This window comes from Roseovarius sp. (assembly GCF_965228755.1).
Taxonomy (GTDB): domain Bacteria; phylum Pseudomonadota; class Alphaproteobacteria; order Rhodobacterales; family Rhodobacteraceae; genus Roseovarius.
In genome coordinates this window covers 546,962-569,857 of the sequence record NZ_CBDDIG010000005.1, presented here as the reverse complement: position 1 = coordinate 569,857, position 22,896 = coordinate 546,962, and the positions used below count along the sequence as shown (strand labels likewise).

The following is a 22,896-nucleotide window of genomic DNA, read 5'->3' as shown; positions in this document are numbered from 1 at the left end:
TTTACCCTGATTTCTTTACTGATTCGTGCCCAAAAGTCACTCATCGTGCTTCTTCCGGAACCCCATGGTCTCCAGCAAGGCGTCGAACGCTTCCTTTTCCGACCGGCTGACCGGGGCGCCATTGGCCCCGATTTCATACTCGGTCTGATCCTCCTGCACGCTGCGCGTCGCGCTTTCACGCGCCTGCGCGGCCGCCTTGAGCCGGTGGGTCACGAACTCTCCGGCCATGCCCCCGATATCCTCGGACGCCTCGTTGATTTCCTGTTCCAATCCACGCGCGGCGTCGAGTTTCTCAAGCTCTTCCTTCACGGTCTGCCGGGCAAGGTCATGATCACCCGGCCGGCGCACCGCGGGAATAAGCGCCACATGGGGGCGGCGGCACAGGTTTTCAACGGCCCCCTCGCCCATTTCGGCGGCAATATATTCATGCAGGCTTTCCGCCCCCGTGTCGCCGTGGCGCAGCAGCAGGTCGCGCAGGCGGGCATGGTCGCGCCCGGTACAGGGCAGGGTCTCGATCCGGCTTTCGAATTCGTCCAGCACCTCGGGCGTCAGGATCAGCACGGCCAGGATCACCGCCTCGCGCAGCTCGCCATAGGCCTTCTCGTCCGAAGTCACCAGAAGCGAGCTCTTGGTCTCGGCCCGGACCGGTTCGACCGGCGTCCACTTGCCCTTGCCGCCGCCGGTGCGCCGGGCGCCCTGCCCCCCCTGCGGCCGGTTGTTGCGCGGGTTGAAAAGCTGCCAGCGCAGCTCCTTCACCGCCTCGCCGTAATGGTGCCGGATCGAGGGATCCTTGATCAGCGCGATCTTCTCGCGCAGCGCCTTGTCGAGCGCGGCCCGCCGCTCGGGGCTGTCATAGCTGCGCCCTTCCGTCTCACGCTGCCACAGCAGCGTCACCATCGGCATGGCGGCATCCAGCACGTCCTGCACCGCCTTCGCACCGGACCGGCGCAACAAATCATCGGGGTCCTGCCCCTCGGGCATCAGGGCAAAGCGCAGCGACTTGCCCGCCTCCAGCAGCGGCAGGGCGATGTCGATGACGCGGTAGGCCGCGCGCAGACCCGCCGTGTCGCCATCCAGCGCCACGATGGGCTCGTCCGATATCCGCCACAGCAATTGCAACTGGTGCTCGGTCACCGCAGTGCCAAGCGGCGCGACCGACGCCCCGAACCCGGCCTCGGACAGCGCGATCACGTCCATGTAGCCCTCGGCCACGATCAGCGGCTGGCCCTTGCCCGCCGCCTCGCGCGCGGGCGCGTGGTTGTAAAGCGTGTGCGACTTGTCGAAGAGCTCGGTCTCGGGCGAGTTGAGATACTTGGCGTTGTCGTTGGGGTCCATCGCCCGCCCGCCGAAAGCAATGCACCGCCCGCGCACGTCGCGGATCGGGAACATGATCCGGTTGCGGAACGTGTCATAGGGCTTGCCGCCCTTCTGCGAGGGCTTGGCCAGCCCGCAATCGAGGATCTTCTGCGGCTCCACCCCCTTGCCGGTCAGGTGATCCCACAACCCCTGCCAGCCATCGGGGGCAAAGCCGATCTCGAACCGCTCGAGTGCCAACTCGTTTAGCCCTCGCCCGACAAGGTATTCCCGTGCGGCCTCGCCCGCGCCGGTTCGCAGAGACATCCGGAAATGGCGCACCGCCATCTCCATCACCTCTACCAGCTCGGTCCGCCGGTCGGCCTTCTGCTGCGCCTGCGGGTCGCGCTCGGGCACGGTCATCCCGGCCTCCTGCGCGAGGATCTTCACGGCTTCCATGAAATCCACGTTCTCGGTCTCGCGGACAAAACTGATCGCGTCGCCCTTCGCGTGACAGCCGAAGCAGTAGTAATAGCCCTTCCGGTCATCGACGTGGAAACTGGCGGTCTTCTCGTGGTGGAACGGGCACGGCGCCCACATGTCGCCCTTGCCCTGGTTCGACTTGCGGTTGTCCCACATGACCTTGCGGCCCACCACCTGCGACAGCGAGGTGCGCGTTCTCAGCTCGTCAAGGAATCCGGGGGGCAGGCTCATGCCCCGAATATGGGGCAATCCGGCCCCGGGGCCAAGACCACATCACGGCCTGTAGCTAAGGCACTGTGCCTCGTAATCCTTCGCCACCTGCCCGGTCAGCATCGCGGGCTCCAGCGAATAGGCCAGCTTCACCAGCGGCGGCACGGTCTCGACGTATTTCTCGTCGACCGCCTGCTCGCCCTTCGACAATCGCGCGGTCACCGCCCTGGCCGACATCCCGGCCTTCCGCCCCTCGATCACCTGCGCCAGGATATCCCGCGTCGCCCGGCAATTCTCGCGGCTCAGGCCCTGCGCCGCCGCCGCAGCGGGCAGCGCGATACTCAGAAACAGTGCAAGGCACAGCCGTGACACGACAGACCCCTCCGCATGACACCCAACCGGGACAGAGTGTCAGGGCCGGCCCCGTGCCGCAACCCCTTCCATCGCCACCTGCATGTCATGCAGCAGCGTCTGCGCCATTGACCGGAAGACGAGGATCAGGAACGCCGCCTCGCCCGTCTTGGTGACCGAGGCCATCATGTGCTGCAACTCGGTCCGCGCGGTATGGCCCGGCGCGAACACCCCGGGCCGCAGGTCGAGCGGCACCAGCCTTGCCAGCACGTCCGCCGCGCCTGCGCCCTCCAGCGTCACCGCCGTCCACGCATCCGACTGGTCGGTCAGCGCGGCGTGCTCGGTCAGCCCCTCCGCCGGCTCCGGCCCCGCCAGCAGCGCCGTACGCTGCCCGAACCAGATCGCCCGCGCGCCCTCCGCCCCGGTGGCCCGGTTCGGCTCCGGCCAGCCCACGCCATGCGCCGCCTCCAGCGCCTTGCCCAGCGCCCCGTCGCGCCCCTTGTAAGGCGCCACAGAGGTCAGCCGCCCGAGATCCACCTCGCTCAGCGTCATCCCGCCGATCGCCAGCGGCGCCATCCCGTCCAGCGGGGTCATTGCCGTCAACTCAGCCACGCACGCGCCCTCCTTCCGGGTCGAACTGCACCGGGTCGATCACCTCGCACAGGGTCTGCACCCCCTTCAGATGCTCGACCATGCGGATCCGCTCGCCGATCCGCGCCCGCCCGTTCTTCAGGAACCCCATCGCCAGCACGTGCCCGAAGGTGGGCGAGAAGGCGACCGAGGTGATATAGCCCTGGTCGTTCACGCGCACGGCCTCGTCCCCCTCGTTGAAGAGATGCGCGCCGGCGACAAGCTGCTTCACCGCGCCCACGGGTTTCAGCCCCACCAGTTGCTCACGGTTCTCGTCCGTCAGGCCCGGCCGCGCCGCCATGGTCTTGCCGATGCAATCCTTCTTGCCGCTCACCATCCGGCCCATCCCGATATCGAAGGCGGTGACCCGCCCGTGTATCTCGGCGTGCGTAATGAACCCCTTCTCGATGCGCAGCACGTTCAGCGCCTCCATCCCGTAAGGTCCGCCCTCCATCGCCTCGGCCCGGCGAACCAGCTCGGCAAAAAGCGCCGCGCCATAACGCGCCGGCACCGCCACCTCGTAGGCATGTTCGCCCGAGAAGGAAATCCGGAACAGCCGCCCCTTCACGCCGCCGACGGTCGCCTCCCCGCAGGACATGAACGGCCAGCTTTCATCGTCGATCGCCTCGCCCAGCACCCCGTTCAGCACCTCCCGCGATTTCGGCCCGGCAATCGCGAACTGCGCCCACTGTTCGGTCACCGACACGAAGCGCACGTCCATCTGCGGGCACAGCCCCTGGTGCACGAATTCCAGGTGCCGCATCACCTCCCCCGCCGCGGCGGTGGTGGTGGTCATCACGTAATGGGTCTCGCCCAGCCGTGCCGTGGTGCCGTCATCCATCACGTGCCCGTCTTCACGCAGCATCAGGCCATAGCGCACCCGCCCCACCTTCAGGGTCGAGAACAGGTTGGTATAGACGAAATCCAAGAACGCCCCTGCATCCGGCCCCTGGATGTCGATCTTGCCCAGCGTCGAGACATCGCACACCCCCACATGCTCGCGCACCATCCCGACCTCCCGGTCGCAGGATTGCCGCCACGTCCGCTCGCCCTTCTGCGGGAAGTAACTCGGCCGGTACCACAACCCCGCCTCGATCATCGGCGCGCCCCGCTCGACCGTAGCGGCATGGGAGGTGGTGAAGCGCTGCGGCGCGAAGCCCTTGCCCTGCCCGCCCGCGCCCAACGCGGCGATGGATACCGGCACGTAGGGCGGTCGGAACGTGGTCGTCCCCGTCTCGGGTATCCCCCGCCCGGTCACGTCCGCCAGCACCGCCAGCGCCGCGACGTTCGAGTTCTTGCCCTGATCCGTCGCCATGCCCTGCGTCGTGTAGCGCTTCATATGCTCGACCGAGCGGAAATTCTCCGTCGCGGCCTGCTTCACGTCCTTCACGGTCACGTCGTTCTGGAAATCCAGCCACGCCCGCCCCTTGCCCGGCACGGCCCAGAGCGGGCTGATGTCATAGTCGCTGTCCTCGGCCCCCGGCACGTCGACCTCCGGCGCCTTGACCCCCAGATCCTCCAGCACGGCCGTCGCCACCCGCACCCCGGCCCCGAGACAGCCGCGGGTCGAGAACACGCCCTCGCACGCCCCCGCCGTCACCAACCCCGGGATCGCCCCCGGCTGCGGCACAAACGCCGCAATCTCGGCGTTCCACACCGGCCGCCCGGTCATGTGACAGGTCAGGTGCACCGTCGGGTTCCACCCGCCCGAGACGGCCAGCGCCTCGGCCTTCACCTTCTCGATGCCCGAGGCGGTGGCGATCGACACCGCCTCCAGCCCGCGCCGCCCCTCGCTGTTGCACACCTGCGCCCCGGCATAGAACGGCACGTCGAGGCTCGTCGTCGCATCATGGCGCGCATCCACCAGCGCGCTCACATGCACCCCCGCCTCCAGCAAATCCGCCGCCGTCCGGTGCGCATCGTCATTGTTGCCGAAGACCGCCACGCTCTGCCCCGGGCTCACGCACCAGCGGTTGAGATAGGCCCGCACGGCGCCCGCATTCATGATCCCCGGCCGGTCGTTGTTCTGGAACGCGATGGGCCGTTCAATCGCCCCCGCCGCCAGCACCGCCCGCTTCGCCACGATCCGCCAGAAACACTCTCTTGGAGCGCCCTTCTTGGCCGCATCCCACGGCGACAGCCGCTCCAGCGCGCCAAAGGTGCAGTGATCATAGGCGCCGGTCACCGTGGTCCGCGTGAGGATGCGCACATTCTCCATCGCCGCCAGTTCCCGCGTCACCTCCTCGGCCCAGACGCGCCCCGGTACGCCGTCCACCTCGAAACTCTCGGCATTGAGCCTGCCGCCCGTCCGCGTGTCCTCCTCGGCCAGCACCACGTCGAGCCCGGCCCGCGCCGCGGTGAGCGCCGCCATCAGCCCGGTTGGCCCCGCGCCGATCACCAGCAGGTCGCAATGCGCCCAGGCCTTCTCGTACTTGTCCGCATTGGCCCGCATCGACAGCGCGCCCAGCCCCGCCGCCCGGCGGATCACCGGCTCGTAAAGCTTCTCCCAGAACTTCGCCGGCCACATGAAGGTCTTGTAATAGAACCCCGCCCCAAGGAACGGCGCCGCCAGGTCATTGACCGCCATCAGGTCGAAATCCAGCGTCGGCCACGCATTCTGGCTCCGCGCCTGCAACCCGTCGAACAGCTCCACCATCGTGGCGCGCATGTTGGGCTCCTGCCCCGCGCCGCGCCCCGTGGTCACGAGGCCGTTGGGCTCCTCGCTTCCGGCAGTCAGAAGGCCCCTCGGCCGGTGATACTTGAACGACCGTCCGATCAGCCGGATATCGTTGGCCAGCAGCGCCGAGGCCAGCGTATCGCCCTCGACCCCCTGGTAGGCGCGCCCGTCGAAGGTGAACTCCACCCGGCGCTTGCGGTTGATCAACCCCTCGCCCGCAACCCTCATGCGCCCGCCTCCGCCACGTTAGCCGCCACGTCGGACGCCAGCTCGACACTGGCAATCTCGTGCGTCCGCGTGTCCCGCGTCACCACCAGCCAGGCCGAACAACCGGCCTCGTGATACCACAGCTCGCGCGTCGGCCCGGCCGGGTTGTCGCGGTTGTGGACATAGTCGTCCCACGCCGCCTCGCCCGCCGCCGGATCAGGCCGGTCCAGCGCCACGGCATCGCCCTTGTAATAGAATTCGCGCCGGTCGCGCGTGCCGCAGAGGGGGCAGGTGATCCGCATGAAACCGTCCTCAGTCCTTGTTCTCTTCCATCGCCGGGCCGGTGAATTCGGTCTCGATCCGCACCGTCACCTCGTCGCCCACGCCCATGGTCGTGCCCGGCGCGGGAATGCCGTAGCCCATGCCGAAATCCGAGCGGTTGAACGCCCCCTCCGCCGAAAAGCCGATCCGCGCGTTGGGGTCCATCGGGTGGCCGGTGTAACCGCCGTTGAACGTGACCTCCAGCGTCACGGGCTTCGTCACCCCCAGCAGGGTCAGGTCGCCCGTCACCGTCGCGGCCTTCTCGCCCGACATCTCGATCCCGGTCGAGGTGAATGTGATCTCCGGATGCGCGCCCGTGTTCAGCCAGGTCTCGCCCGTCAACTCCTCCAAGAACCCCTCCGGCGGCCGCGGCACGTCGAGCGAGGCCGGATCCACCGTCACGCTCAGCGCCGCCTTGCCCGGATCGGCCGGATCGAGCTCGAGCTCGGCATCGAAACTGTCGAAGCTCATCACGTAGTTGGAAAACCCGATATGGCTCACCGAGAAGACCAGCGTCGAGTGATACGGGTCGAGCGTGTATTTCCCCGCCGGCAGCGGATCGTCCTGCGCGAAGGCCGCCCCGCCCGGCACCGCCACCAGACACAAGGCACACCCCAGCCCTTTCATCTTTCCGAAAATACTCAAATTCCCGCCCTCTCCCCGCGCGCCGCCGTCCATGCTCATCCCCGCGCCTTTCATTGTTCCGAAAATACTCACTATCCCGACCTCGCCACGCAGACCATCAATGCAGGTTATGCTGCATCCCCGTGCCTTCCTCGTCCATCAGCCCGTATCCCGTGCGGAACCGGTCCAGCCGGAACCGCGCCGCCGGTTCGTGCGGCGTGTCCGTCGCCACCAGGTGCGCCATCGAGTAGCCCGAGCCCGGCACCGCCTTGAACCCGCCATAGCACCAGCCGCAATTGAGGTAGAGCCCGCCGATATGCGTCCGGTCGATGATGGGCGAGCCGTCGGGCGACATGTCCATGATCCCGCCCCAGCTGCGCAGCACCCGGGCCTTGCCGATGGCCGGCATCAGCGTCATCCCCGCCTCCATCACGTGCTCGACCATCGGCAGGTTGCCGCGCTGCGCGTAGGAGGCGTAGAAATCCAGATCGCCGCCGAAGACCAGCCCGCCCTTGTCGGACTGGCTGATATAGAAATGCCCCATGCCGAAGCTGATCACGTGGTCGATGCAGGGTTTCAGTCCCTCGGTCACGAAGGCCTGCAGCACGTGGCTCTCGATCGGCAGGCGCATGCCGGCCATCGCCGCCACCTGGCTCGACCGGCCGGCGACGATCATCGCCACCTTCTTCGCCCGGATCGCGCCCCGCGTGGTCTGCACGCCGGTCACCTTTCCGCCCTCGATGTCGATCCCCGTGACCTCGCAGTTCTGGACCAGGTCCACGCCCCGCTCGCTCGCGCCCCGCGCATAGCCCCAGGCCACCGCGTCATGCCGCGCCGTCCCCGACCGGCGCGACAGCAGCGCGCCATGGATCGGAAAGCGCTGCTGCTCGTAATCGAGATAGGGCACCATCTTCTTCAGCTGCGCCAGCGACAGAAGCTCCGCCTCGTCGCCCTGGTTGACGATCGAATTCCCCCGCCGGATCGCCGCGTCCCGCTGCCCGTCCGAGTGGAACAGCGCGATCTGCCCGCGCTGCGACAGCATGGTGTTGTAGTTCAGGTCCTGCTCCAGCCCCTCCCACAGTTTGAGCGAGTGGCTGTAGAATTCCGAGTTCCCCGGCAGGAAGTAGTTGGCCCGCACGATCGTGGTGTTCCGCCCCACGTTGCCACCGCCGAGATAGCCTTTCTCCAGCACCGCCACGTTGCGGATGCCGTGGTTCTTCGCCAGGTAATAGGCGGTCGAGAGGCCGTGCCCGCCGCCGCCGATGATGACGACGTCATACTCGCCCTTCGGCTCGGCATCGCGCCAGTGGGCCTGCCAGCCCTTGTTGCCCGTCAGGCCTTCCTTGAGAACGCGCAAGCCGGAAAAGCGCATGTAAAGACTCCCCTTTGGTTGGCCGGAGTGAAGCAAGTCCCGCCCCGGATAGCAACACGCGGAATGACATGCGATCACCGGTTCGACAAATTCAGGTCCGGAGGCGACAGCGATGTCCTTCAAGCCGGCGAAAACGCGCGGAATCAAGGGCAAAGCCCGCCGCGCATCGACGGGCCGCCCCGACGGTCCGGCGATTTTGCAAATGGAACACCACGCAACAAGGTATTCCTGACTTGGCCACCATAAAGCGCCAGGCCACCAATGTCGGTTCGCCGCCCCGCGGCCCGTCGATGCGCGACGGGCGGCACCGTTGCGCTAAACCGCCTCAGCCGCCAGCCGCTGCTCTTTCGACAGGATCTCCGGCTCCACCACCGGCCGGCCGCCTTCAAAGAAAGGCGACCCCTTCGGCGCCAGTCCCAGCATGGCCGCGAAATGCCGCCCGAAGGCCCCGGACAGCAAGCCCCATTTCCCATGATCCGCCGGCGGGCTGGCCCCTTCCGGCGCGTCCTTGGCAAAGAACGTCCCCCGGTTCGGCCCAAGCGCCGCCGCCTGCCCCTCGGGCACGGTCCCCACGACGAGGCTCAGAAAATACCACCCCGGGCTTGCCAGCGTATTGCCCACGGGCGTGCCGCAGCACCCCGCGTACCATCGCATCATCCCCTTCGGCGACAACCGCAGACAGCGCAGGTGCTCGCGGCCCGACGTGATCTCCAGCCGTGCCGGCAAGGTCTGGAACAGCTCGACCCCGCCGTTGCGGTCAAGCATCCCGGCGGCGCCCACATGGGTGACGAAGGCCCGGCAATCCTTGCAATGACACGTCACCCGGCAGCCCGTGGCGGGCGAGATCCCCGACATGCGTCCCGTCAGCTTCCCGCAACGGCACGCGATGTCGATCTCCCGCCCCGCCACGCCTGTCAGAGCCCCAGCGCCCGGTAGCTCGCCGCCACCTTGGTGATCGCCACCAGGTAGGCGGCGGTGCGCAGGTCATGCACGTTCTCGCGGCCGTGCCAGACCTCGCGGATCTGCTGGTAGGCGGTGCGCATCGTGTCGTCGAGACCCGAGCGCACCAGCTCCAGCTCGCCCGCGCCGCGCAGGTACTTCTTCTTGAAGTCGGGCGACATCACCCAGGCATCGCCAAGGTGACTGTCCAGCCGTTCCAGCTCCGACACGATGAGCTGATGGCGCGCCTCCTCCTGCCGCCGGCCCATCCGGCCGAAGCGAATGTGGCTGAGGTTCTTGACCCATTCGAAATACGACACCGTCACACCGCCCGCGTTGGCATACATGTCGGGGATGATGACCGTGCCCCGCTTGCGCAGGATCTCGTCCGCCCCGGCGGTGACGGGGCCGTTCGCCGCCTCGATGATCAGCGGCGCCTTGATCCGCTCGGCATTGTCGAGGTTGATGACCCCCTCCATCGCCGCCGGGATCAGGATGTCGCACTCCTCCTCGAGGAAGCTCGACCCGTCCTTGACGTACTTCCCCGAGGAATAGCCGTTCACCCCGTCATGCTTGGCGATCCAGTTGCGCACCTCCTCGACGTTGAGCCCGTCATCGTCCCAAAGCCCGCCGTCGCGCTCGATGATGCCGACGATCTTGCAGCCATCCTCCTCCGACAGGAACTTGGCGGCGTGATAGCCCACGTTGCCGAGGCCCTGCACGATCACCCGCTTGCCGTCGAGCGTGCCCGACAGCTTCGCCGCCTTGATGTCCTCGGGGTGGCGGAAGAATTCCTGCAGCGCGTATTGCACGCCCCGGCCCGTCGCCTCGGTCCGGCCCTGGATGCCGCCGGCGTTGACCGGCTTGCCGGTCACGCACGCGCGGGAGTTGATGTCGGTAGTGTTCATCCGCCGGTACTGGTCGGCGATCCACGCCATCTCGCGCTCGCCGGTGCCCATGTCGGGGGCGGGCACGTTCTGGCTGGGGTGGATCAGGTCGCGCTTGGCCAGCTCGTAGGCGAACCGCCGGGTGATCAGCTCCAGCTCGTGCTCGTCCCATTCCCGCGGGTCGATCCGCAGACCGCCCTTCGAGCCGCCGAACGGCGCCTCGACGATGGCGCATTTGTAGGTCATCAGCGCCGCCAGCGCCTCGACCTCGTCCTGGTTGACGCCCATGGAATAGCGGATACCGCCCTTGACCGGCTCCATGTGCTCGGAATGCACGCTGCGATAGCCGGTAAAGGTCTGGATCTGCCCGCGCAGCCGCACGCCGAAGCGCACGGTATAGGTGGCGTTGCAGACCCTGATCTTCTCCTCCAGCCCCGGCGGCAGATCCATCAGCGCGACCGCGTGGTTAAACATCAAGTCCACGCTTTCGCGGAAACTCGGCTCCTTCCGGGGGGTACTCATGTCACGTCTCTCCCATTTGCGTTTCGCGTCCGTCCTGTTGGCTTTTACGGATCTTTTTTGGCGGTATCGTTACTGCATGGCGTGGCTTTGTCCACCCGCCGATTTTTCGGGCAGGCCGCCCGGCCATCCTCCACGCCTTCGCAACAATTCCCCGCGCCCTGCCCAATAGTTGCCCGACAACCACCTGATTCGGGGGAATAATCCCCTCTTTCGCCATATTTATGCCACGGTGGTCAGCAATATCTTGCCGGTCAAAAAGTGCGCGCGAATCTGCGTTTTACATTTGTGAGGGTGCCGGAATGCTGGATCTTTTGGGGGGCCGGACGTATTGGCGTCGGGCCAGAAAAAGCGCGGACATCGCCGTGGCGCGGGGCCGTCTCGTCCGCTTTCGTGACGACGAAGAGGGCGCCGCCACGATCCTCGTCCTGTTCTTCTTCCTGTTCATGTTCGTGATGGCCGGGCTCGGCGTCGACACCATGCGCCAGGAAATGGAACGCGCCCACCTCCAGGCCACGCTCGACGCCGCCGTGCTCGCCGGCGCGGGCGCCCCGCCCGGCACCGACAAGGCCGAGGTCAAGGCCATCATCGAGGACTATTTCACCAAAAGCGACATGGCCAGCTACCTGCACGATATCGACGTCGACGGCGAAGGCGACGACGACATCGTGACCTCGCTGAACTCGACCATGGTCCGCGCGTCGGCCAGCATGACCCTCGACACCTACATGATGAAGCTGTCGGGCGTCGATCAGCTCTCCGCCTACGGCACGGCCGCCGCCGAAGTGCGGACCCCGAAACTGGAAATCGTCATCGTGCTCGACGTCTCGGGCTCGATGAAGGGCGACAAGCTTCTCAACCTCCAGGCGGCCGCCAAGGAATTCGTCACCACCGTCCTCAACGGCTCCGAGCCGGGCAACGTCGTGATCTCGATCGTGCCGTTCAGCTGGTCGGTCACCCCCGGCTGGACCATCTTCGACGCGCTCGCGGTGGACCGGGCACACAACTATTCCACCTGCCTGAAATTCAAGGACAACGATTACAACCACGCCACGCTCACGACAGGTGCATCGGCGCTCAGCAGCGGCATTCCCGTCGATCACATGATCTACACCTCGGTCTATGGCGGCTTCGACAGCCTCAACCTGGAATGGCGCTCCTGCTACCCCGACAGCTACATGGAGATCATGCCCTATTCGATCAGCGAAACGGCCCTCCATGCCAAGATCGAGGCGCTCGAGGCGTCGGGTAACACCAGCGGCCACCAGGGCATGAACTGGGGCGCCGCCCTGCTCGATCCCTCGTTCCGGGCCGTGTCCGCCGACCTGATCGCCTCGGGCGAGGTCGACAGCTCGCTCTCGACCGTGCCCTCGAACTACAACGAGGCGGAAACCCTGAAGATCATCGTGATGATGGGCGACGGCGCCAACACCACCTCCTATTTCTTCGACAAGAGCAGCCCGAAATACCGCGGCGCGCATTCCGACCTGTACCACGTCAAGTACCAGGACCGCGTCTTCAAATACGCCTACCACGAGTACAAGCACACCAAGAGCGACGACGAAAGCAAGTGCGGCAAGGTGAAGTGGACCTGCGTCTACGAGGCCAACGGCCCGGAAATGTCCGTCTACTACCTCCGCGACGCAGCCGACGACCGCTTCTACGCCGCCGAAGCCGATGACCCGGAAGTGGCCGACAACTGGATCTCGACATCGGAATTCAACGACCTCGAGAACACGCTGGAAGGCTACATCTCGACCGAGCAGCTTACCTGGGAAATGGCCTGGGGCCTGATGACGCCCGAGTATTACGGCGACATCACCGGCGACTGGGGCCCGTGGAACGACTATGTCGGCTCCGAATCCCTCAGCGGCTCGGACAAGAACACCCGGATGCTGGGCGTCTGCACGGCCACCAAGACCGAGGGCGTCATCGTCTACACGATCGGCTTCGAGGTGCCCGCGGGCGGCACCGCCGAAACCACCCTGTCCTCCTGCGCCTCGACGCTCAACCACTACTACCCGGCGTCGGGCACCGATATCAGCGCGGCGTTCAACTCCATCGCCTCGAACGTGCAGAACCTGAGGCTCACGGAATGATCGGCCCCTTCGGATACGAGCTGCGCCGCTTCCTCCGGGAAGAAGGCGGGAATGCCTCGGTCGAGTTTGTGCTGGTCTTCCCGGCCTATCTCGCGCTCATGCTGATGTCGATCGAGCTGGGTTTCGTCACCCTGCGCCATACCCTGCTGGAACGCGGGCTGGACATCGCCGTGCGCGAAGTCCGCCTCGGCACCGGCACCGCGCCGCAGCATGACGAGATCAAGGATCTGATCTGCCAGAACGCCCTGATGATCCGCGACTGCGCCACCACGCTGCGGCTCGAGATGCGCTCGGCCGACATCCGCGCCTTCAACTCGCTCGACACCACCGCCGACTGCACCGACGCGGCCGAACCCACCAAGCCGGTGAAACAGTTCGTCAACGGCCAGCAGAACCAGCTCATGCTGCTGCGTGCCTGCCTGCGCTTCGACCCGCTCTTCCCCGACGACGCGCTCGGCAGCGCCCTGACCAAGGACGCCAACGGCCAGTCCTCGATCGTGTCCATGACCGCCTTCGTGCAGGAGCCGCTCTGATGTCCTGGCTGTATCTCAAGCACCTTCTGACACGCTTCCGCGACGACGAGCGCGGCTCGTTCATGGTCGAGTCGGTGCTCGCCTTCCCGCTCCTCTTCTGGACGATCTGCGCCACCTACGAGTTCTTCGAGGTCCACCGCTACAAGAGCGTGCGCGAAAAGGCGACCTACACCATCGCCGACCTGCTGTCGCGCGAACAGTTGACCGTGACCGAAACCTATATGGACAACGTCAAGATCCTGTTCGACGAGATCTCCAACGACAACGGCGACAACCAGATCCGCGTCACCGTCATCCGCTACAGCGAGACCGACGACCAGTACAAGGTTCAATGGTCGGAAGTGCGCGGCGAGGGCCGCATGACCGTCCTGACCACCAGCGACACCGCCACGCAGCACGACAGCTTTCCGATCCTGAGCGACGGCGAAGAGGTCATCGTGGTCGAAAGCGTCTCGCTCTACGACTCGCTCTTCTCGCTGGTCTACAGCGACAAGATCAACATCGACACCCGGGTCTTCACCAGCCTCCGCTTCTCGCCGAAGCTCTGCTTCGTGGAATGCTCCTCGTAAACCGGCTCAGCGCGCGTCGCGCTCGGCCAGTTTCGCGGCGATGATGTCGGCCATCACCTTGCCCTGCGCCCCCGGTGTCACCCCGCCGATGCCCACGCGCGGACCCATCCGCCACCACAGGCCCGGCTGCCAGCGACCCGGCGCCCGGCGCTTCAGCCGCAGGATGAACCCGTTCGACGGCTTGAACGCGAACGCCCCCCGGTCGACCGAGGCGATGTTGTCCATCGCCGCGATCTCCTCGCCGTCGCTGGTGCGCAGCCCGGCCTCGGTCAGTTCCACCGTCGCCCGTGTCGCCCGGCGCATCCGCTCGGCGCCCCACAGTGCGATGATCCCCATCACGATCAGGAAGGCCTGCCAGGCGAACTGGGCCGGCGGCCTGGCAATGCCGGTATAGACCAGAAGCAGCCCGAGCACCGCCAGCATCGTCACCCCCAGCCCGCGCCGCATGGCCGAGGCGCGGACCGTGGCCAGCACCGTTTCCCCATCCGCCATGTCGTTCTCCCGCATCCGTCCTCTCCTGACCGTCTGCCCCGGCTCTACAGGCTCCGCCGGCCCGGCGCGAGGGGGATTTGCGCATCCGCGCACAAACGCCCTGCCGGAACCGGCCACCCGCCCCACTGGTGCGGCGCCGGCAAATCTCTACATCTGTCGGGAAAGGAGGACCATCCCATGTCCCTCAGACCCATCCTCGAGCAACGCCCCGCCCAGCCCACGATGGAAGGCGCCGGCGTCCACCTTCACCGCGCCTTCGGCTTCCAGGACCCGTCCGAGCTCGACCCGTTCCTGCTCTTCGACGATTTCCGCAACGACGTGCCGGAACATTACGCGCAAGGCTTCCCGTGGCACCCCCACCGGGGCATCGAGACGATCACCTATGTCCTGTCGGGCACGGTCGAGCACGGCGACTCGCTGGGCAACACCGGCACGCTGGGCGCGGGCGACGTGCAATGGATGACCGCCGGCTCGGGCATCATGCACCAGGAGATGCCCAAGGGGAACGACCGCGGCCAGATGCACGGCTTCCAGCTCTGGGCCAACCTGCCCTCGTCGCTGAAGATGACCGCGCCCCGCTACCAGGACGTGAAGGGCGGCGACATCCCGGTCATCACCGACGATGACGGCACCACCGTGCGCGTCGTCGTGGGCAGCTTCTGGGGCAAGACCGGCCCGGTCGACGGCATCGCCGCCGATCCGCAATATCTCGACATCTCGGTGCCGGCGGGCGTGAAGAAGACCTTCAAGGTCGACACCTACCGCCGCAGCTTCGCCTATGTCTTCGAAGGCTCCGCGGCCTTCGCCGATGCCTCGGCCCCCTCGGGCGTGCTGCTCGAGAAGGAGGTCGCCGGGCAGGAGGTGAACATCCGCGACATGTCGGGCAACCGGACGCTCATCCGCTTCGGCACCGGTGACGAGATCACGGTGCAGGCGGGCGAGGACGGCGTGCGCTTCCTGCTGGTCTCCGGCGCGCCGATCCAGGAGCCGGTGGCCTGGCACGGGCCGATCGTGATGAACACCCGCGAAGAGCTGATGACCGCCATGAGCGAGCTGCGCAACGGCACCTTCATCAAGCCCGCCCACTGACGCAATACCCCGGGCCGCGCACTGCCGCGGCCCGGCTCACGCCAGCAACAACGCCACCCGCGCGTCGAGATCCCGCATCAGCTCCTCCCGCCCCGCCCCGGCCCGGCCGCGGAACATGTAGCCCTGCCTTATATCGAAGAGCAGCGCAGCCCGCGCCCCTGACGGGAACCCCTCGGGCAGCGTCCCCTTCTCCACCTCCCGCTCGAACCGCGCCGTCAGCCGCGCCTGCGCCTCGGCAATCGCCGCCTGCAACCGCTCGGACACGCCCTCGACCTGCCCCGCCGTCGTCGCCACGCTCGAGGCCAGGAAACACCCCTTCGCCCCGCTCTCGTGGCCCGTGGCGGAATCGATGATTTCGATAAGGAAGGCCCGGATCGCCGCCCCGATATCCTCCTCCGCCTCGAAGGCCACCAGGGGCGCACAGCCCTCGGCATCGCGGTAATGGTCGATGGTCTTGAGGTACAGCTCCCGCTTGTCGCCGAAGGCCGCGTAAAGGCTGGGCCCGGTGATCCCCATCGCCCCCTTCAGATCGCGCAGCGACGCGCCGTCATAGCCCATCGTCCAGAAGACATGCATCGCCTGCCTCAGCGCCGCGTCGTAGTCGAAACTCCGCGGCCGTCCTAATTTTTTTGTATCGTTCAATATATAACCCTTGACCCGCTCCGCCGCCACCGGCATATGTGTATCGTTCGATATATAATACGAAGGACACCCCATGACCACCCCCAAACGCGCCGCCGGAACCCTGTTTCCGGCGATCGACCTCCCCGTGCTCTCCGGCGGCACCCGCAGCCTCGCCAAACCCCGCGACGGCTTCGACTGGCTGCTCACCATCGTCTATCGCGGCAAGCACTGCCCGCTCTGCACCACCTACCTGAAGGAGCTGAACGACCGCCTGCCCGACTTCACCGCGCAAGGCACCGACGTGCTCGCCGTCTCGGCCGATACCGAGGCCCGCGCGGCGGCCCACATGGAGGAGGTCGCACCGCAATTCGACGTCGCCTACGGGCTCACCATTCCGCAGATGCAGACCCTTGGCCTCTACATCTCCGGCCTTGAAAACGGCCGCGACGTCGAGGCGCCCTTCGCCGAACCCGGCCTCTTCGTCATCGACGATGCGGGCCTCCTCCAGATCACCGACATTTCCAACGTCCCCTTCGCCCGCCCCGACCTGGCATGGATCGCCAAGGGCATCGGCTTCCGCCGCGGCGCCTTCGCCAATACCCCCATCAACGGCACCCACGCCTGAAAGGACAACCCATGACCCAACCCACCGAAACCACCCTCCGCGCCCGGCTCGAAGAGCTCATGCAGGCCGGCGTGCGCGCCGACATGGCCACACTCGACACCATCTATCACGAGGATATCGAGGTGATGGACCTCGGCATCGACGGCCGCCTGGTGACCCTGAAAAAGCAGGAGTTCATGGCAATGCTGCAAGAGACGTTCCGCGACAAGACGCCCGAAGATCACCTCTGGTTCCACCTCCACCGCCTCACCGTCTCGGGCCATCGCGGACACGTGCTGATCTCCCGCAAGATCCCCGTGGGCGGGCCGAAGATGATGATCGACCTCAGCATCGACTTCATCTTCGAAGACGGCCGCTGGCAGGTGACCCGCGAGGTGAATTTCAGCCGCCCCGACGCGGAAGCCGCCTGACCCTGCTCACCAACGGGGCCGGCCCGTCCACGGGCCGCGCCCTCACTTCTTCCGCCGCACCACGTAAAGCAGCACCAAGCCGACCACCGCCATCCCGATCAGCGTCAGCCAGATATCGACCCCCGTCTGGTTCCAATGCCCGAAGACCATGTGGCACCTCCCTTTTCCGGCACCACCCTGCCCGGCCTGACGGAAGAATGCCACCCGTCGCCACACGCCCCGGAATTTTCGAAGATTCCGGAACAGAAAATGCGCATTTTCTGTCCCGTTTTCCGCGCGGAAAACGCCCCCGGCCCTCAGCCCCCGGCGCCCTCGTCATACCGCCGCTTCGCCGCCTCGATCCCCTCCAGCTCCCGCGCGATCCAGCCGGTCAGCCCCTCCATGACGCCCAGCAACCCCTCACCGCTCGCCGTCAGCTCATAGCTCACCCGCGGTGGCACGCTGGGCTCCACGTGGCGGGTGATCAGCCCGTGGCGGCACAGCTCCTTCAGGCTGCTCGACAGCACCCGCTCGCTGATCCCGTCGACGGTATCGCGAATGCGGTGAAACCGCACCGGCCCAGATTTCAGCGCCCACAGGATCAGAAGACTCCAGCGGCCGGTGACAAGTTTGAAAACGTCCCGCCCCGGACAGTCCGAATGCATCGGGTCCGACGGGGCGGCGTGGCTTGGGCTTACTTTCATGTCAGGTCCTACCATCAAGGTCCGGTCTTAAATCCGGTCAGTTACTTACTTATTGTAAGCCCATACTCAAATCCACCTTAAAAGACAGGCGCCCACCATGACCGACGACACCGCGCATACCCTGATCAACACCTTCACCCCCAGGCCCGGCATGGCCGACAGGCTGCTCGACCTGCAATTGAAGGAAATCGGCGTTCTCCGTGCCGCCGCGGCCGAGACCGGATGGCTCGGCAACACCGTCTACCGCGCGACAGAAGGCGACGCGCTGGTCATCGTCACCCGCTTCCGCTCGGAAGAGGCCAAGGCGCAATGGCAGGCCTCGCCCGAATTCGCCGCCCATCTCGACCGGATCGCGCCGCTCGTGGAAACGGTGAACTCCATGCCCGTCCGCCTCGCCGGCGCCTTCCAGGGCGCCGGGGAGGACACCCCGCTCCGGCTCGCCGTCATTCTCGGCAGCACCCGCGAGGGGCGGTTCGGCGACAAACCCGCCATCTGGATCGCCGGCAAGGCGCGGCAGGCCGGGTTCGACGTGACCGTGATCGACCTGCGCGACGTGCCCCTGCCCTTCCTCGGCGACCCTGCGGCGACCGACGCCCAGACACGTGCCGCCACGGATTTCGCCGCCCGCCTCTCCGCGTTCGACGCCTTCCTCTTCACCGTGGCCGAATACAACCACGCCCCCACCGCCGTGCTGAAGAACGCGCTCGATCACGGTGACTGGTCGCGCCGCCCGGCCGGGCTGGTGGGCTATGGCGGGGTCGGCGGGGCCCGCGCGGTCGAGCATGTCCGCGGCATCGCCGCCGAGCTGGAAATGCCCACCATGCAGGCGGCGGTGCATATCACCATGTCCGACTACCTGCCCGTCTCGAAGGGCGAGACGCAGCTTGCCGACCTCCCCCATCTCGAACGCTCCGCCGACAGGATGCTGGCACAGCTCGACTGGTGGGCCCGCGCCCTGCGCACCGCCCGCCTCGCCGGATGACGCAGCGACCCCGCCAGACGAAAACAGGCCGCACCCCTCCGGGCGCGGCCTGCTTTCACCTCCGGCATCGCCGGAGATCCTAGTCGTCGAGAACGAAGGTCACCGCAAGGTTGACCCGGTAGGTCGAGATCTTGCCGTTCTCCACGTCGACGTTCGAATCCTTGACCCAGGCGCTCTTCACGTTGCGCAGGGTTTCGGTCGCGCGGCTGATACCCTTCTCGACGGCGTCGTCGAAGCTGTTCGGGGATGTCGCGGAAAGTTCTGTTACGCGTGCAACGGTCATGGAAGTCCTCCTTTTCATTGCAGGAGGTCAACAAAACCCCCGCCGGGCCTGTTCCGACTTCTTTGCGGGCGAAGGCGGGATGCCGCCGGAGGGCAACCGCCGCCCCGGCGCCGTTGCGCGCCGAACCACATCTTGCGTCACCCCCCATCGCGCGCCACATCAACCCGGCGCGGCACCGCTAAAAACACCGACAAAATACCGACGTTATACCGACGCGATACCGATACCCGGTTTCCCAGCCAAATCAGCCCGTTAACCCCGATTCGCGCCCCTCAGGCCGCCACCGACTTGCGCACCATGTCCCAGTACAATTCCTGCACCTCCGCCAGCGACAGCCGCCCGCCTTCCCGGAACCAGGTATTCACCCCGTTCAGCATCGCAATCAGCGCCATCGCCGCGATCCGCGTGTCGGCAATGGCAAAGACCCCCTTGTCGATGCCCCGCTGCAGGATGTCCTCCAGCCGCCGCTCATAGGCCCGGCGCAGCGTCTCGATCACCGCGAAATTCTCGGGGCTGAGGTTGCGCAGCTCCATGTAGGCGATGAACACCTCCTCGGGCCGCTCGCTGTGGAAATTGATGTGGAACCGGGTGAATTCCCGCAGCGCCGGGAAGGGCATCTCCCGCGCCGCCTGCGCCTTCTGCGCGGCCAGCAGGTCCTCCAGATGGGTCTTCATCAGGTCGAACAGAAGGCTCTGCTTGTCGGGCGTGTAATTGTAGAGCGCGCCCGCCTGCACCCCCACCTCGGCCGCGATCTGGCGCATGGACACGGCGGCGAACCCCTTGTCCGCAAAGAGTTTAAGCGCCGCCTCGCGCACCTTGGGGCCGGTGATCCCGGAATGAGAGCCTTGGGTTCTTGCCATGGGCCGCAGCATAATTGAACGCCTGTTCAGATCAACGCCCGACTTGCCACCCCCCACGCAAAAGTGGCAAGGAAGAGACAGTGGCCACTCCAAGGACAGCGCCAATGCCCCTGCGCCCTTCCCTCGTGCTCTGCGCCGCCGCGCTGGTGGCGGCTTGCGGCTCGTTCCCGCAGCTCGACGCCGTGGTCAGCGACGAGGCCTGGGCCTCCGACTATCCTGCGCTGGTTCCCGCCGAAACCCTCCGCGCCCGCGCCACGGCCCGGCCGGTTTCGGCCGACGGCACGACCCTCTCCGCCACCTCCCCCGCGCCCGAGATCGACGCCCGCGCCGCAAGCCTCAAGGCCCGCGCCGCAAGGCTCAGGGGCGAGGTGATCGGCGAGGCCGACAGGGACCGGCTGAACCAGACGATCGAGATGGACGAGGACGAGGGCTGACCCCCGCCGCCTGGCCCCGGCGGGCCAGGCCAGGCTTCCGAGGCACCCTGCCATTCCAAACACCGACAAGCCGCGCATCGACGGGCCGTGGTACGGCGACCCAACGCTTATGGCCACCACTTTATGCCCGCCGTGCACATCCATCATCCGAAAGCGGCATTGCCCTCTCCGGATCGCCGTGCCGTCGGTACGGCCCGTCGATGCGCGGCGGGCTTCGCCCTTGTTCCGCGCCGAGCATGGTGCCCCCGCCCGCTCCCGTACAAAACCCGCGTTGCAAGCCCCGCACCAAGGGTTTACACGCCCATCCCAGACCTTTCCGCGAAGTTGAGTTGTTGATCGGAGCGCCCAAATGACCACCCCCCTGCGCCTAGGCATCGCCGGGCTCGGCACCGTCGGCACCGGTGTCGTCAAGATCATCCGCCAGAAAGCCCAGCTGCTCGAGACCCGCGCGGGCCGCCCGGTCACCATTTCCGCCGTCTCGGCCCGCACCCGCGACAAGGACCGCGGCGTGAACCTGTCGAACTACGACTGGGAAGACGACCCCGTGGCGCTGGCCACGCGCGACGATGTCGACCTCTTCGTCGAGCTCATGGGCGGCAGTGACGGCCCCGCCAAGGCCGCGACCGAGGCCGCGCTGAAGGCCGGCAAACACGTGGTCACGGCCAACAAGGCCATGCTCGCCCATCACGGCCAGGCGCTGGCCGAACTGGCCGAGGCGAACAGCGCCGTGCTGCGCTTCGAGGCCGCGGTCGCCGGCGGCATCCCGGTGGTCAAGTCGCTTACCGAGGGCCTTGCCGGCAACGAGATCACCCGCGTCATGGGCGTGATGAACGGCACCTGCAACTACATCCTCACCCGCATGCAATCGGGCGGCCTGCCCTATGACGAGGTGTTCGAGGAGGCCAACGCCCTGGGCTTCCTCGAGGCCGACCCCGCGCTCGACGTGGGCGGCATCGACGCAGGCCACAAGCTGTCGCTCCTCTCGGCCATCGCCTTCGGCTGCCAGGTCGATTTCGACGCCGTGGAACTGGAAGGGATCGAACGGGTCACCATCGCCGATATCCGCCATGCCGACGACCTGGGCTACCGCATCAAGCTGCTGGGCGTCGCACAGATGACCGGCCGCGGGCTGGAACAGCGCATGTCGCCCTGCCTCGTGCCCAAGAAAAGCCCGCTGGGCCAGCTCGAGGGCGGCACCAACATGGTCGTGCTCGAAGGCGACCAGGTGCAGCAGATCGTCCTGCGCGGCCCCGGCGCGGGCGAAGGCCCCACCGCCAGCGCGGTGATGGGCGACGTGCTCGACATCGCCCGCGGCTTCCGCTGCACCACCTTCGGCGTGCCGGCCGCCGCGCTCACCCGCGCCACCCCGGCCAAGACGGCGACGCCTGCGCCCTACTACCTGCGCATGGCGCTCGACGACAAGCCGGGCGCGCTGGCCAAGGTGGCGACGGCGCTCGGCAATGCCGGCATCTCGATCGACCGGATGCGCCAGACCAAGCACAAGGACAACACCGCGCCGGTGCTGATCGTCACCCACCGCACCACCCGCAGCGCGCTCGACGAGGCGCTCGACGCCATGGGCCGGCTCGACGTCATGGCCGTCCAGCCCGTCGCCCTGCGCATCGAATCCGTCTGATCCCGGTGCCCGGCCCTTGTGCCGGGCCGACCCCGCCGCTAATTCTGTTGCCCGACCGTCCGGGCCACGTCCCCGGCCCTTTCCTTGAGGAGTTTCCATGTCCGACGCCGCCCAATTCGACGACACCATCCTGTCGCTCGCCCTCGCCCGGGTCTCGGAACAGGCCGCGCTGGCCTGCCGCCCGCTTATTGGCCGCGGTGACGAGAAGGCCGCCGACCAGGCCGCCGTCAACGCCATGCGCGAGGAGCTGGGCAAGCTGGATATCGCCGGCGTCGTGGTGATCGGCGAAGGCGAGCGGGACGAGGCGCCGATGCTCTATATCGGCGAGGAGGTGGGCACCGGCAACGGCCCCGGCGTCGACATCGCGCTCGATCCGCTCGAGGGCACCACCATCACCGCCAAGGCCATGCCCAACGCGCTCACCGTCATCTCGATGGCCCCGCGCGGCACCATGCTGCACGCGCCGGACGTCTACATGGACAAGCTCGCCGTCGGCCCCGGCTACCCCGAGGGCGTGGTCTCGCTCGACATGAGCCCGCGCGAACGGGTCGAGGCGCTGGCCAAGGCCAAGGGCTGCGAGCCGTCGGGCATCACCGTCTGCGTGCTCGAACGCCCCCGCCACCAAGAGGTCATCGCCGAGCTGCGCGAGGTCGGCGCCTCGGTGTACCTGATCGGCGATGGCGACGTGGCGGGCGTCATGCACTGCACCGACCCCGAGGCCACCGGCATCGACATGTACATGGGCTCGGGCGGCGCGCCCGAGGGCGTGCTGGCGGCGGGCGCGCTCAAGTGCCTCGGCGGCCAGATCTGGGGCCGGCTCCTCTTCCGCAACGATGACGAGAAGGGCCGCGCCGAGAAGGCCGGCATCACCGATCTCGACCGCGTCTATACCCGCGACGAGATGGTCACCGACGAGGTGATCTTCGCCGCCACCGGCGTCACCACCGGCTCGCTCGTGGCCGGGCTCAAACCGCGCGGCGACAGCATACAGACCGAAACCCTGCTGCTCAGGTCGAAGACCGGGGAACGCCGCCGGATGACCTGCCGCCACCCGCTCTGACCGG

25 protein-coding genes are annotated in these 22,896 nt (G+C 67.0%); 10 read left to right on the top strand and 15 right to left on the bottom strand.

The annotated features are described in order from the left end of the window. Positions 1 to 36: 36 nt before the first annotated feature. The 9 genes from dnaG to ACO07J_RS06115 all read right to left on the bottom strand — a co-directional run bounded on the left by dnaG (position 37) and on the right by ACO07J_RS06115 (position 10,516). A complete protein-coding gene (gene dnaG, locus ACO07J_RS06155; RefSeq protein WP_422027293.1) occupies positions 37 to 2,007 on the bottom strand; it encodes a DNA primase in 1,971 nt (656 codons plus the stop codon). Positions 2,008 to 2,049: 42 nt separating this feature from the next. Next, positions 2,050 to 2,358, bottom strand: a complete 309-nt coding sequence (locus tag ACO07J_RS06150) for a hypothetical protein (RefSeq protein ID WP_422027291.1) — start codon at positions 2,356 to 2,358, stop codon at positions 2,050 to 2,052. 39 nt (positions 2,359 to 2,397) lie between these two features. Continuing rightward, positions 2,398 to 2,949 carry a sarcosine oxidase subunit gamma gene (locus ACO07J_RS06145; RefSeq protein ID WP_422027289.1) on the bottom strand — a complete coding sequence of 184 codons (552 nt, stop codon included), beginning with the start codon at positions 2,947 to 2,949 and terminating at the stop codon, positions 2,398 to 2,400. Further along, a complete protein-coding gene (locus ACO07J_RS06140) occupies positions 2,942 to 5,872 on the bottom strand; it encodes a sarcosine oxidase subunit alpha family protein (protein ID WP_422027287.1) in 2,931 nt (976 codons plus the stop codon). The genes ACO07J_RS06145 and ACO07J_RS06140 overlap by 8 nt, the downstream gene beginning before the upstream one ends. Continuing rightward, a complete protein-coding gene (locus ACO07J_RS06135) occupies positions 5,869 to 6,153 on the bottom strand; it encodes a sarcosine oxidase subunit delta (RefSeq protein WP_422027285.1) in 285 nt (94 codons plus the stop codon). Before ACO07J_RS06135 ends, ACO07J_RS06140 begins: the two co-directional genes overlap by 4 nt. 10 nt (positions 6,154 to 6,163) lie before the next feature. Next, positions 6,164 to 6,817: a YceI family protein gene (locus ACO07J_RS06130; RefSeq protein WP_422027283.1), complete on the bottom strand. Its 654-nt coding sequence runs from the start codon at positions 6,815 to 6,817 to the stop codon at positions 6,164 to 6,166. A gap of 97 nt (positions 6,818 to 6,914) precedes the next feature. Then, a complete protein-coding gene (locus ACO07J_RS06125) occupies positions 6,915 to 8,168 on the bottom strand; it encodes a sarcosine oxidase subunit beta family protein (protein ID WP_422027281.1) in 1,254 nt (417 codons plus the stop codon). A 315-nt stretch (positions 8,169 to 8,483) separates the two neighbouring features. Beyond that, positions 8,484 to 9,077 carry a DUF6151 family protein gene (locus tag ACO07J_RS06120; RefSeq protein WP_422027279.1) on the bottom strand — a complete coding sequence of 198 codons (594 nt, stop codon included), beginning with the start codon at positions 9,075 to 9,077 and terminating at the stop codon, positions 8,484 to 8,486. A gap of 5 nt (positions 9,078 to 9,082) precedes the next feature. Next, entirely contained in the window at positions 9,083 to 10,516 is a 1,434-nt protein-coding gene (locus ACO07J_RS06115) for a Glu/Leu/Phe/Val family dehydrogenase (RefSeq protein ID WP_422027277.1), read from the bottom strand. A 362-nt stretch (positions 10,517 to 10,878) separates the two neighbouring features. Here ACO07J_RS06115 and ACO07J_RS06110 point away from each other — a divergent pair, with 362 nt between their 5' ends. The 3 genes from ACO07J_RS06110 to ACO07J_RS06100 are packed head-to-tail and all read left to right on the top strand — an operon-like array spanning position 10,879 to position 13,714. After that, positions 10,879 to 12,612: a pilus assembly protein TadG-related protein gene (locus ACO07J_RS06110; protein ID WP_422027275.1), complete on the top strand. Its 1,734-nt coding sequence runs from the start codon at positions 10,879 to 10,881 to the stop codon at positions 12,610 to 12,612. Then, on the top strand, positions 12,609 to 13,145 hold the full coding sequence (locus tag ACO07J_RS06105; protein ID WP_422027273.1) for a TadE/TadG family type IV pilus assembly protein: 537 nt from the start codon (positions 12,609 to 12,611) through the stop codon (positions 13,143 to 13,145). Before ACO07J_RS06110 ends, ACO07J_RS06105 begins: the two co-directional genes overlap by 4 nt. Then, a complete protein-coding gene (locus ACO07J_RS06100) occupies positions 13,145 to 13,714 on the top strand; it encodes a TadE/TadG family type IV pilus assembly protein (protein ID WP_422027271.1) in 570 nt (189 codons plus the stop codon). The genes ACO07J_RS06105 and ACO07J_RS06100 overlap by 1 nt, the downstream gene beginning before the upstream one ends. Before the next feature lie 6 nt (positions 13,715 to 13,720). Here ACO07J_RS06100 and ACO07J_RS06095 read toward each other — a convergent pair whose 3' ends face one another. Beyond that, positions 13,721 to 14,221 carry a hypothetical protein gene (locus ACO07J_RS06095; protein ID WP_422027269.1) on the bottom strand — a complete coding sequence of 167 codons (501 nt, stop codon included), beginning with the start codon at positions 14,219 to 14,221 and terminating at the stop codon, positions 13,721 to 13,723. A 162-nt stretch (positions 14,222 to 14,383) separates the two neighbouring features. Between ACO07J_RS06095 and ACO07J_RS06090 the strand changes: the two genes are divergently transcribed. Beyond that, positions 14,384 to 15,295, top strand: a complete 912-nt coding sequence (locus ACO07J_RS06090; protein ID WP_422027267.1) for a pirin family protein — start codon at positions 14,384 to 14,386, stop codon at positions 15,293 to 15,295. A gap of 36 nt (positions 15,296 to 15,331) precedes the next feature. Here the strand turns inward: ACO07J_RS06090 and ACO07J_RS06085 are convergent, their stop codons facing one another. Continuing rightward, the gene (locus ACO07J_RS06085; protein ID WP_422027265.1) at positions 15,332 to 15,937 is read right to left on the bottom strand and encodes a TetR/AcrR family transcriptional regulator; all 606 of its coding nucleotides are present in this window, start codon (positions 15,935 to 15,937) and stop codon (positions 15,332 to 15,334) included. 73 nt (positions 15,938 to 16,010) lie between these two features. On the opposite strand from ACO07J_RS06085, the gene ACO07J_RS06080 reads away from it, so the two are divergent. Both ACO07J_RS06080 and ACO07J_RS06075 read left to right on the top strand, forming a co-directional pair. After that, positions 16,011 to 16,544, top strand: a complete 534-nt coding sequence (locus tag ACO07J_RS06080; protein WP_422027263.1) for a redoxin domain-containing protein — start codon at positions 16,011 to 16,013, stop codon at positions 16,542 to 16,544. 11 nt (positions 16,545 to 16,555) lie between these two features. Further along, positions 16,556 to 16,954, top strand: a complete 399-nt coding sequence (locus ACO07J_RS06075) for a nuclear transport factor 2 family protein (protein ID WP_422027261.1) — start codon at positions 16,556 to 16,558, stop codon at positions 16,952 to 16,954. A gap of 42 nt (positions 16,955 to 16,996) precedes the next feature. On the opposite strand, the gene ACO07J_RS06070 is transcribed toward ACO07J_RS06075, so the two are convergent. Both ACO07J_RS06070 and ACO07J_RS06065 read right to left on the bottom strand, forming a co-directional pair. Next, positions 16,997 to 17,104 carry an LPXTG cell wall anchor domain-containing protein gene (locus tag ACO07J_RS06070; RefSeq protein ID WP_300892154.1) on the bottom strand — a complete coding sequence of 36 codons (108 nt, stop codon included), beginning with the start codon at positions 17,102 to 17,104 and terminating at the stop codon, positions 16,997 to 16,999. Positions 17,105 to 17,250: 146 nt separating this feature from the next. Next, complete coding sequence (locus ACO07J_RS06065) at positions 17,251 to 17,637, bottom strand: winged helix-turn-helix transcriptional regulator (RefSeq protein WP_422027259.1); 387 nt, start codon at positions 17,635 to 17,637, stop codon at positions 17,251 to 17,253. A gap of 97 nt (positions 17,638 to 17,734) precedes the next feature. Here ACO07J_RS06065 and ACO07J_RS06060 point away from each other — a divergent pair, with 97 nt between their 5' ends. Continuing rightward, positions 17,735 to 18,619 carry an NAD(P)H-dependent oxidoreductase gene (locus ACO07J_RS06060; RefSeq protein WP_422027257.1) on the top strand — a complete coding sequence of 295 codons (885 nt, stop codon included), beginning with the start codon at positions 17,735 to 17,737 and terminating at the stop codon, positions 18,617 to 18,619. A gap of 79 nt (positions 18,620 to 18,698) precedes the next feature. On the opposite strand, the gene ACO07J_RS06055 is transcribed toward ACO07J_RS06060, so the two are convergent. Next, the gene (locus ACO07J_RS06055) at positions 18,699 to 18,902 is read right to left on the bottom strand and encodes a dodecin family protein (RefSeq protein WP_422027255.1); all 204 of its coding nucleotides are present in this window, start codon (positions 18,900 to 18,902) and stop codon (positions 18,699 to 18,701) included. 272 nt (positions 18,903 to 19,174) lie between these two features. Continuing rightward, positions 19,175 to 19,762, bottom strand: coding sequence for a TetR/AcrR family transcriptional regulator (locus tag ACO07J_RS06050; protein ID WP_422027253.1), 588 nt, complete (start codon positions 19,760 to 19,762; stop codon positions 19,175 to 19,177). Between the two features lie 104 nt (positions 19,763 to 19,866). Here ACO07J_RS06050 and ACO07J_RS06045 point away from each other — a divergent pair, with 104 nt between their 5' ends. The 3 genes from ACO07J_RS06045 (at position 19,867) to glpX (ending at position 22,892) form a co-directional block, all read left to right on the top strand. Beyond that, positions 19,867 to 20,196, top strand: coding sequence for a hypothetical protein (locus ACO07J_RS06045; RefSeq protein WP_422027251.1), 330 nt, complete (start codon positions 19,867 to 19,869; stop codon positions 20,194 to 20,196). Positions 20,197 to 20,545: 349 nt separating this feature from the next. Then, positions 20,546 to 21,832, top strand: coding sequence for a homoserine dehydrogenase (locus tag ACO07J_RS06040; RefSeq protein ID WP_422027249.1), 1,287 nt, complete (start codon positions 20,546 to 20,548; stop codon positions 21,830 to 21,832). Positions 21,833 to 21,929: 97 nt separating this feature from the next. Further along, a complete protein-coding gene (glpX, locus tag ACO07J_RS06035) occupies positions 21,930 to 22,892 on the top strand; it encodes a class II fructose-bisphosphatase (protein ID WP_422027247.1) in 963 nt (320 codons plus the stop codon). Positions 22,893 to 22,896: the final 4 nt, after the last annotated feature.

Bases quoted from the DNA above. Each gene is read 5' to 3' on its own strand.
- dnaG (WP_422027293.1), bottom strand. From the start codon at position 2,007: ATGAGCCTGCCCCCCGGATTCCTTGACGAGCTGAGAACGCGCACCTCG.
- ACO07J_RS06140 (WP_422027287.1), bottom strand. From the start codon at position 5,872: ATGAGGGTTGCGGGCGAGGGGTTGATCAACCGCAAGCGCCGGGTGGAG.
- ACO07J_RS06135 (WP_422027285.1), bottom strand. From the start codon at position 6,153: ATGCGGATCACCTGCCCCCTCTGCGGCACGCGCGACCGGCGCGAATTC.
- ACO07J_RS06125 (WP_422027281.1), bottom strand. From the start codon at position 8,168: ATGCGCTTTTCCGGCTTGCGCGTTCTCAAGGAAGGCCTGACGGGCAAC.
- ACO07J_RS06115 (WP_422027277.1), bottom strand. From the start codon at position 10,516: ATGAGTACCCCCCGGAAGGAGCCGAGTTTCCGCGAAAGCGTGGACTTG.
- ACO07J_RS06105 (WP_422027273.1), top strand. From the start codon at position 12,609: ATGATCGGCCCCTTCGGATACGAGCTGCGCCGCTTCCTCCGGGAAGAA.
- ACO07J_RS06100 (WP_422027271.1), top strand. From the start codon at position 13,145: ATGTCCTGGCTGTATCTCAAGCACCTTCTGACACGCTTCCGCGACGAC.
- ACO07J_RS06095 (WP_422027269.1), bottom strand. From the start codon at position 14,221: ATGCGGGAGAACGACATGGCGGATGGGGAAACGGTGCTGGCCACGGTC.
- ACO07J_RS06090 (WP_422027267.1), top strand. From the start codon at position 14,384: ATGTCCCTCAGACCCATCCTCGAGCAACGCCCCGCCCAGCCCACGATG.
- ACO07J_RS06080 (WP_422027263.1), top strand. From the start codon at position 16,011: ATGACCACCCCCAAACGCGCCGCCGGAACCCTGTTTCCGGCGATCGAC.
- ACO07J_RS06075 (WP_422027261.1), top strand. From the start codon at position 16,556: ATGACCCAACCCACCGAAACCACCCTCCGCGCCCGGCTCGAAGAGCTC.
- ACO07J_RS06070 (WP_300892154.1), bottom strand. From the start codon at position 17,104: ATGGTCTTCGGGCATTGGAACCAGACGGGGGTCGATATCTGGCTGACG.
- ACO07J_RS06065 (WP_422027259.1), bottom strand. From the start codon at position 17,637: ATGAAAGTAAGCCCAAGCCACGCCGCCCCGTCGGACCCGATGCATTCG.
- ACO07J_RS06060 (WP_422027257.1), top strand. From the start codon at position 17,735: ATGACCGACGACACCGCGCATACCCTGATCAACACCTTCACCCCCAGG.
- ACO07J_RS06055 (WP_422027255.1), bottom strand. From the start codon at position 18,902: ATGACCGTTGCACGCGTAACAGAACTTTCCGCGACATCCCCGAACAGC.
- ACO07J_RS06050 (WP_422027253.1), bottom strand. From the start codon at position 19,762: ATGGCAAGAACCCAAGGCTCTCATTCCGGGATCACCGGCCCCAAGGTG.
- ACO07J_RS06045 (WP_422027251.1), top strand. From the start codon at position 19,867: ATGCCCCTGCGCCCTTCCCTCGTGCTCTGCGCCGCCGCGCTGGTGGCG.
- ACO07J_RS06040 (WP_422027249.1), top strand. From the start codon at position 20,546: ATGACCACCCCCCTGCGCCTAGGCATCGCCGGGCTCGGCACCGTCGGC.
- glpX (WP_422027247.1), top strand. From the start codon at position 21,930: ATGTCCGACGCCGCCCAATTCGACGACACCATCCTGTCGCTCGCCCTC.